The organism is Kitasatospora sp. NPDC058444 (assembly GCF_042721415.1).
Taxonomy (GTDB): Bacteria; Actinomycetota; Actinomycetes; order Streptomycetales; family Streptomycetaceae; genus Kitasatospora.
The window spans coordinates 62355-76883 of the sequence record NZ_JBHXLL010000005.1; the positions used below are offsets into that span (position 1 = coordinate 62355).

Consider the following 14529-nt stretch of genomic DNA (forward strand, 5'->3'; position numbering starts at 1 on the left):
GCCCGGTCTTCCGCGCGGCCACCCGGCTCTCCGTGCGGTCAGTCGGCGGCGGCCCGCGCACCGGGCCCGACCAGGGTGTCCAGCCACTCCCGGACGGCCGCGGCGGTCGTGGCGCCGTGTTCCATCATCACCGTGAAGTGGTTGCCGGGGACGTCCACGGTACGGTGCGGACGGTCCCAGGTGGCGCGCCAGTCGTCCTCCCGGGTCCACTCGCCGATCGGCTCGGAGGCCCGGACCACCAGGGTGGCGGCGGCGACCTCCTCGGCCCGGAACCCGAGGTACATCCGGCCGTACCAGGCCTGGGCGGTGAGCCGGGTGTCGGTCATCGGCACGGCCAGCTCCTCGCGCCCGAAGGTGCCCTCGGTCAGTTCCGACAGCCACTCCTGGTGCATCGGACGGTCCATCGGATAGGTGTCCACCAGGACCACACCGGCCACCGGCACGCCCAGCGCCTCCAGTCGGCGGGTCAGCGCGTGGGCGAGCAGCCCGCCGCCGGAGTGCCCGAGGAGCACGAACGGCGCGTCCCCGGCGACCTCCACCAGGGCCCTGGCCTGCCAGTCCAGCGAGGCCTCCAGGGTGGCGGGCAGCTGCTCCCCGTCCCGGTAGCCGGGCAGCGGCAGCGCGATCACGTCGTGGCTGCCGTTGAAGGAGGCGGCGAAGCGGGCGAACTCGTGGACGCCGCCGAGCGCCGACATGCCGGTGTGGCAGACCACCCTCGGCCGCTTCGGCCCGCGCGCCAGGAAGACCGGTGCGGGCGGCTCGGAGACCTCCTCGGGCGACTCGAACTGCGGCCGGTAGGAGGCCGCGTCGGACAGGAACTCCATGTACTTGTGGAGCTTGTTCTGCCGCATCGACTCGGCGTACAGGGTGCGCAGGATCCCGGTCTGCTCCCGGGGCTCGGCGGCGGCGCCGGCCCCGCCGAGGGCCTCCAGGACCCGCCGGGCGAGCTCCGCGGCGGTCCCGCTGTCGAACACCACGGTGCTCTCCAGCGGCACCCCGACGGCCGTCCGCAGCCGGTCGCGCAGCTCGATCGCGCTGAGCGAGTTGACGCCCAGTTCCAGGAACGGCCGCTCCGCGGCGATCGCCCCGGCGCCGTCGTGCCCGAGCACGGTGGCGGCGTGGACCCGGACCAGGTCGAGCACGGTCCGGTGCCGCTCCTCCTCCGGCAGCCCGGCGAGCCGCTCGCGCAGCGCCGCCGCGTCGGCCCGGACGGGCTCGTCGGCCGCGCCACCGGTGCGCCGTGCCGCCGGGACCCCGTCCAGCAGCCGGCGCGGCCGGCTGAGCGTGTACGAGGCGGCGAAGCGCTCCCAGTCGACGTCGGCGACGGTGAGGCAGGCCTCCCAGGGCAGCCGGGCGAGCAGGTCGAGGGCCGCGTCCGGGGCCAGCGCCCGCAGTCCGGTACGGGCCAGCAGGTCGGCGGCGCCGGCGGTCAGCCCGCTGTCGGCGGCCCACGGCCCCCAGGCGATCGAGGTGGCCGCCAGGCCGGCGGCCCGGCGGGACTCGGCCAGCGCGTCCAGGTAGGCGTTGGCCGCCGCCCTGGCGGGCTGGGCGGCACCCCAGACGCCGGCCACCGAGGAGAACAGCACGAAGGCGCTCAGGTCCAGGCCCGAGGTCAGCTCGTGCAGGTTCCGGGCGCCGTCCACGGTGGGCCGCAGCACCTCGGCGATCCGCCGCGGGGTGAGCGCGTCCGCCGCGGTGTCGTCGCCGATCCCGGCCGCGTGCACCACCGCGGTGAGCGGGTGCTCGGCGGGGACGGCGGCGAGCAGCCCGGCGAGCGCCGCCCGGTCGGCGACGTCGCAGGCGGCCACCGTCGCCTCGGTTCCGGCCGCCCGCAGCTCGGCGAGCAGTTCGGCGACGCCGGGCGCGCCCCCACCGCGCCGGCCGACCAGCAGCAGGCGCGGCACGCCCCGGCCGGCCAGCCAGCGGGCGACCCGCCCGCCGAGCGCGCCGGTGCCGCCGGTGACCAGCACGGTGCCGGAGGCCGGCCACCGCACCTGTCCCGCCTCGGCCCCGGCCGGGGCCGGGACCAGTCGGCGGACGAGGACCCGCCCGTCGCGGACGGCGGCCTCCTGCTCCGGCCCGGCCAGCGCCTGCGCGAAGCGCTCCCAGGCGGCGGCGTCCCGGCGCACCGGCAGGTCGACGATCCCGCCCCAGCAGTCCGGGCCGGCCAGGTCGAGGCCTCGGCTGAGGCCCCAGACGGTGGCCTGGGCCGGGTCGGCCGGCGGGTCCGCCGGGCCGGTCGACACCGCGCCGCAGGTGACCGCCCACAGCGGGGCGGTCAGGCCGGTGTCGTCCAGGGCCTGGGCGAGCGTCGCCAGCTCGGCGACCCGGTCGCCGGGCACCGCGAGCACGCCCGCGACCGTCCCGGTTTCCTCCAGCGCGGCCCGGAGCCGGGCGGCCAGCACCGCGCGGTCCGTGCCGCCGGCCGCATCGGTCGCGTCGCCGCCGACGGGCAGCCGCAGGGTCCGGGCCCCGGCGGCGACCAGGCTGCTCTCCGCCTGGGCCGCCAGCTCCTCGCCCTCCGGGGCGACGACCAGCCAGGTCCCGTCCAGCGCGGCCCGGCCCGACGGCGAGGCGGCCGGCTGCCAGAGCACCCGGTAGCGCCAGGCGTCGGTGCGGGCGTCCTGCCGCCTGCGGCGGCGCCACGAGGACAGCGCCGTCAGGGCCGTCTCGACGGCCTCCGGGCGGGTGTCCAGGGTCTCGGCCAGCTCGCCGAGGTCCTCGCGCTCGACCGCCTCCCAGAACCGTTCCTCCGCCGGGTCGACGGGCCGCGCCGCCGCCACCGGCTCCGGCCAGTAGCGGTCCCGCTGGAAGGCGTAGGTCGGCAGGCCCACCCGGCGGACGCCGGGCAGCACGGCCGCCCAGTCCACCGGCACGCCGGCCGCCCAGAGCCGCCCGACGGCGGACGGCACGTGGTCCCGTCCCTCGCGCAGCAGCGGCACGCCGACGGCGTCCGGCACGATCCGGGCCACCAGCGCGGACAGCACGCCGTCCGGGCCCAGTTCGACGAACCGGGTCAGGCCCTGGCGGTGCAGGGCCTCGACGCCGTCGGCGAAGCGGACGGCCTCGCGGACCTGGCGCACCCAGTAGTCCGGGGTGGAGAGCAGTCCGGGCTCGGCGATCTCCCCGGTCAGGTTGGAGACGACCGGGACGCGCGGCTCGGAGAAGGTCAACTCCTTCAGGACGGAGGTGAATTCGGCGAGCATCGGCTCCATCAGGGCCGAGTGGAAGGCGTGCGAGACGGTCAGCCGGCTGGTCTTGCGGCCCTCGGCCGACCAGCGCGCCGCGAACTCCTCGATGGCCTCGGCGGAACCCGAAACCACCACCGAGGCAGGCCCGTTGACGGCGGCGACGTCCAGCCGCTCGCCGATCTCCGCCCGCACCTCGGCCTCGGTGGCCTGCACCGCGAGCATCGCGCCGCCCTCGGGCAGGGCGTCCATCAGCCGGCCGCGCGCCGCCACCAGGGCACACGCGTCCGGCAGCGAGAACACCCCGGCGACGTGCGCCGCCGCGATCTCACCGATCGAGTGCCCGAGCAGCACCTCGGGGACCACGCCCCAGGACTCCAGCAGCCGGAACAGCGCCACCTCGACGGCGAACAGCCCGGCCTGCGCCCAGACCGTACGGTCCGGATCCTCGGCGCCCTCGAAGAGGACGTCCTTCACCGACCGGTCCAGCAAGAGGTCGAACTCCGCGCACACCGCGTCGAAGGCCTCGGCGAACACCGGGTGGCGCGCGTGGAGATCGCGCCCCATCCCGGCCCGCTGCGAGCCCTGGCCGGTGAACAGGAACGCCACCCGGCCGTCGCCCGCGGTCCCGGAGACCACCGCCCCGCTCGGCTCGCCGTCGACGACGGCGGTCAGGGCGCGCAGCAGCTCCTCCCGGTCGGCGCCGACGACGACCGCCCGGTGCTCCAGCGCGGCGCGGGTGGTGGCCAGGGCGCGGCCGACGTCCCGGAGGTCCGCCGTCCCGTCCGCCCGCACGAAGTCGCGCAGCCGTTCGGCCTGACCGCGCAGTCCCTCGGCGGTCCGGGCGGAGAGCGCCCAGGGCACGGGCCCGAAGCCCTCCGCCGCCGGTGCCGACTCGGGCTCGGGCTCGGGGCGTTCGATGATCACATGGGCGTTGGTGCCGCTGATGCCGAAGGAGGAGACGCCCGCGCGGCGCGGCCGGTCCAGCTCGGGCCAGGGGCGCGGCTCGGTGAGCAGTTCCACCGCGCCGGCCGACCAGTCCACCTCGGCGGTGGGCTCGGCCACGTGGAGCGTCGCCGGGAGCACGCCGTGGCGCATCGCCTGCACCATCTTGATGATGCCCGCGACACCGGCGGCGGCCTGGGTGTGCCCGATGTTGGACTTCACCGAGCCCAGCCACAGCGGCTCGCCCGCCCGCTCCCGGCCGTAGGTGGCCAGCAGGGCCTGGGCCTCGATCGGGTCCCCCAGCTTCGTCCCGGTGCCGTGCGCCTCGACGGCGTCGATGTCGGCGGCCGACAGCCCGGCGCTCGCCAGGGCCTGCCGGATCACCCGCTGCTGGGCCGGCCCGTTCGGGGCGGTCAGCCCGTTGGAGGCACCGTCCTGGTTGACGGCGCTGCCCCGGACCACCGCGAGCACCTCGTGCCCGTTGCGGCGCGCGTCCGAGAGCCGCTCCAGCACCAGCAGGCCGACGCCCTCGCCCCAGCCCGTACCGTCCGCGCCGGCCGCGAAGGCCTTGCAGCGGCCGTCGGCGGCCAGGCCGCCCTGCCGGTCGAACTCGCCGAACACCCCGGGGGTGGCCAGCACGGTGACACCGCCGGCCAGGGCGAGCCCGCAGTCGCCCTCGCGCAGGGCCTGCGCGGCCCAGTGCAGGGCCACCAGCGAGGAGGAGCAGGCCGTGTCCACGGTGACGGCCGGGCCCTCCAGGCCGAAGGCGTACGCCACCCGGCCGGAGATCACGCTGTTCGCCGTCCCGGCCAGCACATGGCCCTGGACCTCCTCCAGGCCGCCGGCGGAACCGTAGCCGGAGCTGGAGGCACCGACGAAGACGCCGATCTGCCGGCCGCGCACCGAGCGCGGGTCGATCCCCGCGTCCTCGAACGCCTCCCAGGAGGCCTCCAGCAGGATCCGCTGCTGCGGGTCCATCGCCAGCGCCTCGCGCGGGGAGATCGCGAACAGCCCGGCGTCGAACTCCGTGACGCTGTCCACGAAGCCACCGCGCGCCGCCGCGGCGCCGACCGCTTCGAGCGGCCAGCCGCGGTCGGTCGGGAAGCCGGTGACCCCGTCGGTTCCGGCGGCGACCAGCTCCCACAGCTCGGCCGCCGAGCGCACCCCGCCCGGGTAGCGGGCGCTCATGCCCACGATCACGACGGGATCGTCCGCGACGACCACCGCCGCACCGGCCTGCTCCGCGGCCGCCGTCTCGGGCACCGCCTCCAGCAGTTCCTCGGCCAGGTGCCGTGCCAGCACCACCGGGGTCGGATAGTCGAACACCAGCGTGGCCGACAGGGAGAGCCCGGTCTCCTTCACCAGCAGGTTGCGCAGGGCCACCGCCGTCAGCGAGTCGAAGCCGACGTCGCGGAACGCCTGACCGGCGTCCACGGCCTCCATCGAGGCGTGCCCGAGGACGGCGGCGGCACCGGTGCGGACCAGGTCCACCAGCATCCGCTCCCGGCGCCCGGCCGCGGTCTCGGCCAGCCGCTCCCGGAAGTCCGAGGACCGCTCCACGCCCTCAACCACCGGCGCCTGCGCGCCGACGGCCTCCGGCAGCTCCGCCAGCAGCCGGCTGGTGCGCACGGCCGTGAAGGCCGGTGCGAACAGCTGCCAGTCCACGTCCGCGACGGTCACGCAGACCTCGTCCGCGTCCACCGCCCGCGCCAGCGCGGACACCGCCAGCTCCGGGTCCATCACGGCCAGGCCGCGGCGGCGCAGCTGCTCGGCGGCATCGCCCTGGGCGGCCATGCCCTCGCCGGCCCACGGGCCCCAGGCCATCGAGGTGCCCTTCAGACCGCGCGCACGGCGCCGCTGCACCAGGGCGTCCAGGTGGGCGTTGGCCGCCGCGTAGGCCCCCTGGCCGCCACTGCCCCAGGTCGCCGCGATCGAGGAGAAGACCACGAACAGATCGAGCTCCAGACCGGCCGTCAGCTCGTCCAGCAGATCGGCGCCGCCGACCTTGCCGGCGAAGACCGGCTCGAACCGCTCGAGAGTCTCGCCGTCCAGCACGCCGTCGTCCACCACGCCCGCGGTGTGCACCACGCCCGTGAGCGGCAGCCCGGCGGGCACCGCGGCCAGGACGGCGGCGACCGCATCGCGGTCCGCCACGTCACAGGCGGCGACCGTCACCCGGGCACCCAGCGCCGTCAGCTCCGCCACCAGCTCGGCGGCACCCGGCGTCCGATCGCCGCGACGGCCGGTCAGCACCAGGTGCGGCACCCCGCGCCCGGCCAGCCAACGGGCCACCTCCGCGCCCAGCGCGCCCAGACCACCGGTCACCAGCACCGTCCCGGACGGCGTCCAGGCGCCGCTCCGGCCGGCCCGCTGCGCGGCCCGCACCAACCTGCGTCCGTAGACGCCCGAGGAACGCACCGCGACCTGGTCCTCGGCACCACCGAGCACCGCCACCAGCCGACGCCCTGCCCGCTCGTCCACCACCGGCGGAAGATCGACCAACCCGCCCCACAGATCCGGCAGTTCCAGCGCCGCCACCCGGCCCAGACCCCAGACCTGCGCCTGCCACGGGCACACCGACCGGTCCGCCCGGCCCACCGACACCGCACCGACGGTCGCCGACCACAGCCTGGCCCGCACGCCCGCGTCGCCCAGCGCCTGGACCAACCTCAGCGTCCCGGCCACGCCGGCGGGCACCCACGAGCCGGGGCCCTGCGGCCCCTCGGCCGCGGTGAGCAGGGAGAGCACGTTCACCGGCTCGCCATCGGCGGCCGACTCGCGGACGCGGTCGGCCAGTTCCTTCCGGCCGAGACCCTCGCCGGCCACCGGCAGGACGTCCGCGCCGGCGGCCCGCAGCGCCGCTTCGACGGCCTCCGCGGGTGCCCCCTCGGCCGTCACCAGCAGCCAGCGACCCGACAGGCGGGTCTCCGTGAGACCGGTCAGCGGCTTCCAGACCACCTCGTAGCGCCAGGAGTCCACCACCGAGTCGACCTGGCGGCGCTGCCGCCAGGAGGACAGCACCGGCAGGACGGACTCCAACTCCTCGGGCGCCCGGCCGATCTCCAGCGCCTCGGCCAGCCCGTCCAGGTCCTGGTTCTCGACCGCCTGCCAGAACCGGGCCTCGGCCGGGTCGGCCACGAGGCTCCCCAGGTCGATGGACCGGGGCCAGTAGCGCTCGCGCTGGAAGGCGTACGTCGGCAGGGCGACGCGACGGCCGGCGGGCAGCACGACGGACCAGTCGATCCCGGCACCCGCCGTCCAGAGCCCGGCCAGGGCCGCCAGGGCGGTCCCGTGTTCGTCCCGGCCCTTGCGCAGCAGCGGCACACCGACGGCGTCGGGCACCAACCGGGCGGCGAGAGCGGTCAGGACGCCGTCCGGGCCGACCTCCAGGAAGCGGGTCACACCCTGGCCGCACAGGGCCTCGACGCCGTCGGCGAACCGGACGGCCTCGCGCACCTGGCGCACCCAGTAGTCCGGCGTGGTCAGCAGGCCCGGCTCGGCGGGCGAACCGGTCAGCGTCGAAACGATCGGGATACGCGGCTCAGCGAAGGTCAACTCCTCCAGGACGGAGGCGAATTCGGCGAGAATCGGCTCCATCAGGGCCGAGTGGAAGGCGTGCGAGACGGTCAGGCGACGGGTCTTGCGGCCCTCGGCCGACCAGCGCGCCGCGTACTCCTCCACCACGGCGGCCGGCCCCGAAACCACCACGGAGGCGGGCCCGTTGACGGCCGCGACATCCAGCCGGTCGCCGACCGCCTCGCGGATCTCGGCCTCACCGGCCTGCACCGCCAGCATCGCCCCGCCCTCGGGCAGCGCGTCCATCAGCCGGCCGCGCGCCGCCACCAGGGCGCAGGCATCGGCCAGCGAGAACACCCCGGCGACATGCGCCGCCGCCACCTCACCGATCGAGTGCCCGAGCAGCACGTCCGGAACCACGCCCCAGGACTCCAGCAGCCGGAACAGCGCCACCTCGACCGCGAACAGCCCGGCCTGCGCCCAGACCGTACGGTCCAGATCCTCGGCGCCCTCGAACACCACATCCTTCACCGGACGGTCCAGCAGCAGGTCGAACTCCGCGCACACCGCGTCGAAGGCCTCGGCGAACACCGGGAACGCCTCGTACAGCCCGGCACCCATGCCCGCCCGCTGCGCGCCCTGACCGGTGAACAGGAAGGCCGTCCGGCCCTCGGCCGTGACGCCCGAGACCACCCGGGCCGACGGCTCGCCCGCCGCCAGTGCGCCCAGGCCCTCCAGCAGCGCCGCCCGGCCGTCACCGAGCACCACCGCCCGGTGCGCCAGCCCGGCCCGCCCGGTCGCCAGCGACCACGCCACGTCCTGCGGACGGGCGCCGGTCTCCAACTCCTCGGCCAGCCGCGCCGCCTGGGCCTTCAACGCACCGGCACTCTGCGCCGACACCACCCACGGCAGCGGCCCGGCGGCCTCCTCCAGCGGCGCCGTCTCCTCGACGGGCGGCGCCTGCTCCAGCAGGACGTGGGCGTTGGTACCGCTGATCCCGAAGGCGGACACGCCCGCCCGGCGCGGGCGTTCGCCCGGCGACCACGGCCGGGCCTCGGTGAGCAGTTCCACCGCGCCCGCCGACCAGTCCACCTGCGGCGTCGGCTCGTCCACGTGCAGGGTGGCCGGCAGTACGCCGTTCCGCAGCGCCTGCACCATCTTGATCACACCCGCGACACCGGCCGCGGCCTGGGTGTGCCCCAGGTTGGACTTCACCGAGCCCAGCCAGAGCGGCTCACCGGCCCGGTCCCGGCCGTAGGTCGCGAGCAGCGCCTGCGCCTCGATCGGGTCACCCAGCCGGGTGCCCGTGCCGTGCGCCTCGACGGCGTCCACGTCCGAGACCGCCAGCCCCGAGTTGGCCAGGGCCTGCCGGATCACCCGCTCCTGCGAGGGACCGTTCGGAGCCGTCAGACCGTTGGACGCACCGTCCTGGTTGACCGCGCTCCCCCGCACCACGGCCAGCACCTGGTGCCCGTTGCGCTGCGCGTCGGAGAGCCGCTCCAGCACCAGCACGCCGACGCCCTCGCCCCAGCCCGTACCGTCCGCGCCGGCCGCGAAGGCCTTGCAGCGGCCGTCCGAGGCCAGCCCGCCCTGCCGGTTGAACTCGCCGAACGCGCCGGCGTTCACCATCACGGCGACGCCGCCGGCCAGCGCCATGCCGCACTCGCCCACCCGCAGCGCCTGCACCGCGAGGTGCAGCGCCACCAGCGAGGAGGAGCAGGCCGTGTCCACCGTGACGGCCGGGCCCTCAAGACCGAACACGTACGAGACCCGGCCCGAGATCACGCTGTTGGCGGTGCCTGACAGCACGTGCCCCTCGACCCCGTCGAGCAGCTGGCCGTGGCCGTAGCCCGAGGAGGAGGCGCCCGCGAAGACGCCCGTCCGGCTGCCGCGCACCTCGTGCGGGTCGATGCCGGCGGACTCGAAGGCCTCCCAGGAGGCCTCCAGGAGCAGCCGCTGCTGCGGGTCCATCGCCAGCGCCTCGCGCGGCGAGATGCCGAACAGTCCGGCGTCGAACTCGGTGGCGTCGTCCACGAAGCCGCCGACGGCGGTGTCCACGCCCGGCACCCGGTCCGGCCAGCCGCGGTCGACGGGGAAGGAGGACAGCGCGTCGGCGCCGTCGGCGACCAGGGTCCACAGGTCCTCGGGCGAGCGGACCCCGCCGGGGAAGCGGCAGCCCATGCCGACGATCGCGATCGGCTCGTCCAGGCCGACCGGGACCGCCGCCGGCTCGGCGCCGGCCGGTCCCGCCGTGGCCCCGAGGTCCAACTCCCTTTCCAGGTAGGCCACCAGGGCGGTCGGCGTCGGATGGTCGAACACCATGGTCGCGGGCAGCCGCAGGCCGGTCTCCCGGTTCAGCCGGTTGCGCAGCTCGACCGCGGTGAGCGATTCGAAGCCCAGGTCCTTGAAGGTCCGCGCGGCCTCGACGGTTCGGACGTCGGGGTGCTTGAGCACCGCGGCGACCTCGGCGCGGACCAGGTCCAGCAGGATCTGCCGGCGCTGCGCCTCGGGCAGCGGGGCGAGCCGGCGGCCGAGATCCGGGCGCCGCTCGTCGCCGGCCGGCGCCTCGTCGGCCGTCCGCGCCTCGGGGAGGTCGGCCAGCAGCGGGCTGACCCGGGTGGCGGTGAAGGTGTCGACGAAGCGCGGCCAGTCGATGTCGGCGACGGTCAGGCAGTCCTCGCCCGCGTCGACCGCCCCGGCCAGCGCCTCGATCGCCAGATCCGGGTCCATCGGCACCATGCCGCGCTCGCGCAGGTGGTCGCGCACGGCGTCGGTCGACACCATGCCCACCTCGCCCCAGGCGCCCCAGGAGACCGAGGTCCCGGGCAGGCCGTCGGCCCGGCGGCGGGCGACCAGCGCGTCCAGGTAGGCGTTCGCGGCCGCGTAGGCCGCCTGGCCGCCGCTGCCCCAGATCCCGGCGCCGGAGCCGAAGGTGACGAACATCCGCAGGTCCAGGCCCCGGGTCAGCTCGTCCAGGTGCAGTGCCCCGGCGACCTTGCCGCCGAGCACCTCGGCCAGCTCCGCCGGGCCGGTGCGGTCCAGCATCATGGCCTGGCCGACGCCGGCCGCGTGCACCACGCCGACCAGCGGGAACTCCGCCGGGATCCGCGCCAGCGCGTCGGCCAGCGACTCCCGGTCGGTCACGTCGCAGGCGGCCACGGTCACCCGGGTGCCCAGCTCGGTCAGCTCCGCGACGAGGTCCGCCACGCCCGGCGCCGCCGCGCCGCGCCGGCCGAGCAGGGTCAGGTGCGGCACGCCGCGGCCGGCCAGCCAGCGGGCGACGACCGCGCCGAGCGCGCCGGTGCCGCCGGTGACCAGCACCGAACCGGGCAGCTCCAGCGTCGTCCCGGCCGGGCGCGGGGCGCGCACCAGGCGGCGGGCGAACACCCCGGAGCCGCGCACGGCGAGCTGGTCCTCGTCCCCGGCGGCGCCGCCGAGCAGCGCCACCAGCCGGGCGCCGGCCCGGGCGTCCAGGACGGCCGGAAGGTCGATCAGGCCGCCCCAGCGGCGCGGGTACTCCAGCGCGGCGACCCGGCCCAGGCCCCAGGACAGCGCCTGGACGGGGCTGCGCAGCGGGTCCGCCCGGCCGATCGACACCGCGCCGCCGGTGAGCGCCCACAGGGGCGCGTCGAGGTCGGCGTCGCCGAGGGCCTGGAGCAGGGTGACGGTCGCGAAGAGCCCGGCCGGGGCCTGCGGTGCGTCCTCGGCGCCCGTCGGCAGCGCCACCACACCGGCGACGGGGCCGACCGCGCGCAGCCGCCCGGCGAGCTCCGTGCGGTCGGCACCGGCGGCGACGGTCAGCTCGACCACCTCGGCGCCGGCCGAGCGCAGCAGCGCGGCGACCTCGCCGCCGTCCCCGCCCTCCGGGAGGACGAGCAGCCTGCGGCCGCCCAGCCGGGGGTGCGCGGGCAGGTCCGGTACGGGGGTCCAGGTGACCCGGTAGCGCCAGGAGTCGACGGTCGCGCCCCGGCGGCGGCCGCGGTGCCAGCCGGCCAGCGCGGGCAGCACCGCGTCCAGGACGCCGGGTGCCTCGTCGAGCCGCAGGGTGGCGGCCAGTTCCCCGGTGTCGCCGCGCTCGACGGCGTCCCAGAAGCCGCTCTCGGCGAGGTCGCCGCCCCCGGTCGCCCCCGTCGGGGCGGGCAGCGGGTCGGGCCAGTACCGGCGGCGCTGGAAGGCGTACGTGGGCAGCGCGGTGCGCGTGCCGCCGGCGAAGGCCGACGACCAGTCGACGGCGACCCCGGCGGTCCACAGCTCGGCGGCGCCGGACAGGAGGCGGTCCGGGCCGCCGTCCTCGCGGCGCAGCGTGCCGGTGACCGTCACCCGGGTGTCCGCCCGGTCCGCGGTGTCCTGGATGCCGACGGTGAGCACCGGGTGCGGGCTGCTCTCCACGAACACCGAGCGGCCGTCGGCCAGCAGGGCCCGGACGGCGGTCTCGAAGCGCACCGGGGAGCGCAGGTTCTCGTACCAGTAGGCGGCGTCCATCCGCGCGGTGTCGATCGGCGCGCCGGTGACGGTGGAGTAGAAGGCGATGCCGGAGGAGCCGGGGGTGATCGGCGCGAGGTCGGCGAGGATGCGCTCGCGCAGTTCCTCGACCTGCGGGGAGTGCGAGGCGTAGTCCACCGGGATGCGGCGGGCGCGCACCTCCCGGGCCTCGCAGAGCGCCAGCAGTTCCTCGACCGGGCCGGCCTCGCCGGAGACCACGGTGGAGGCGGGGCCGTTCTCCGCCGCCACGCAGAGCCCGTCGCCCCAGGGGGCGATCAGCTCGGCGGCCTGGTCCCGGCCGACGGGCAGCGAGACCATGCCGCCGCGGCCGGCGAGGGCGGTGATCGCCCGGCTGCGCAGCGCCACGACGCGGGCGCCGTCCGCCAGGGTCAGGCCGCCGGCGACGCAGGCCGCCGCGATCTCGCCCTGGGAGTGGCCGACGACCGCGGCGGGGCGGACGCCGACCGAGCGCCAGGCCTCGGCCAGCGACACCATGACCGCCCAGAGCACCGGCTGGACGACATCCACCCGGTCCAACTCCGCGCCCTCGCGCAGCACTTCGGTCAGCGACCAGTCCACGTACGGCGCCAGCGCCGCCCCGCACTCCTCCAGCCGCCGCCGGAACGCCGGTGAGGCGTCCCGGAGTTCACGGGCCATCCCGGCCCACTGGCTGCCCTGTCCGGGGAAGACGAAGACCACCCCGGTGCCGTCGGCGGCCTCGCCGCGCACCAGGTTGGCCGCGGACGCGCCGTCGGCCAGCGCCTCCAGCCCGGCCAGCAGTTCGGCGCGCTCGGCGCCGAGCACGACGGCGCGGCTGGGCAGCGCGGCCCGGGTCAGCAGGGAGCGGGCGACGTCCACCGGCCGGGGGGCGTCGTCCGCGGTCATCACGTCGCGCAGCCGCACGGCCTGGCCGCGCAGCCCGTCCGCCGTCTTCGCGGCCAGCGGCCACGGCAGCGGGCCGGCGGTGAGCGCCGGCTCGGCGGTGGGCTCGGCGCCGGGCCCGGCGGTGGGCTCGGCGGCTTCGGCGGGCTCGGGTGCGGGGGCCTGCTCCAGGATGACGTGGGCGTTGGTGCCGCTCATCCCGAACGAGGAGACCGCCGAGCGGCGGGGCCGGTCGGCGAGGGGCCACGGCCGGGTCTCGGTCAGCAGCCGGACGGTGCCGGGCGACCAGTCGACCTGGCTGGAGGGCCGCTCGGCGTGCAGCGTGGGCGGCAGGGTGCCGTCCCGCATCGCCATGACCATCTTGATCACGCCGGCCACCCCGGCGGCGGACTGGGTGTGGCCGATGTTGGACTTGATCGAGCCGAGCCAGAGCGGGCGTTCGGCGGAGCGCCCGCGCCCGTAGGTCGCCAGCAGCGCCCGGGCCTCGATCGGGTCGCCGAGCCGGGTGCCGGTGCCGTGGCCCTCCACGGCGTCCACGTCCTCGACGCTCAGCCGGGCGTTGGCCAGCGCCCGCCGGATCACCCGCTCCTGCGCCGGACCGTTCGGCGCGGTGAGGCCGTTGGAGGCGCCGTCCTGGTTGATCGCGCTGCCGCGGACCACCGCGAGCACCTGGTGCCCGCGCCGCCGGGCGTCGCTGAGCCGCTCGACCAGCAGCAGACCGATGCCCTCGGACCAGCCGGCGCCGTCGGCCTCGTCGGAGAACGCCTTGCAGCGGCCGTCCGAGGCCAGACCGCCCTGGCGGCCGAACTCGACGATCTGCATCGGGGTGGTCATCACCGTGACGCCGCCGACCAGCGCGAGGTCGCAGCCGCCCTCGCGCAGCGACTGGACGGCCAGGTGCAGCGCGACCAGGGAGGAGGAGCAGGCGGTGTCCACGGTGACCGCCGGGCCCTCCAGGCCGAAGGTGTACGACACCCGGCCGGAGGCGATGCTGGAGGCGGTGCCGGTCATCAGGTGGCCGGCCACGTCCTCCGGCAGGTCCATCCCGGGGCCGTAGCTGACCGAGGTGACGCCGACGAAGACGCCGGTGCTGGAGCCCCGCAGCGACAGCGGGTCGATGCCGGCGTCCTCGAAGGCCTTCCAGGAGGTCTCCAGCAGCAGCCGCTGCTGCGGGTCCATGGCCAGCGCCTCGCGCGGCGAGATCCCGAACAGGTCCGCGTCGAACTCCCCGGCGTCCTCGACGAAGCCGCCCGCCCAGGACGGCTCGTCGGCCAGCGAGAGGTCCCAGCCGCGGTTCGCGGGCAGTGGACCGATCGGGTCCCGACCGGTGCTGACCATCCGCCACAGGTCGTCCGGGGAGCGCACGTCGCCCGGGTACCGGCAGCTCATCCCGACGATGGCGATCGGCTCGCCCGCCGCGGACTCCAAGTCCCGGACCCGCCGGCGGGTGTGTTGCAGTTCGGCGACCACCCGGGTCAGGTAGTCGCGGAGCCGCTGCGCGTCATCCGCCATCGGC

1 protein-coding gene is annotated in these 14529 nt (G+C 76.7%); it reads right to left on the reverse strand.

Annotated features, from left to right (window positions below; translation table 11 throughout):
- Positions 1–38 precede the first annotated feature (38 nt).
- On the reverse strand, positions 39–14483 hold the full coding sequence (locus ACFWP2_RS08005) for a type I polyketide synthase (RefSeq protein ID WP_380449596.1): 14445 nt from the start codon (positions 14481–14483) through the stop codon (positions 39–41).
- Positions 14484–14529: the final 46 nt, after the last annotated feature.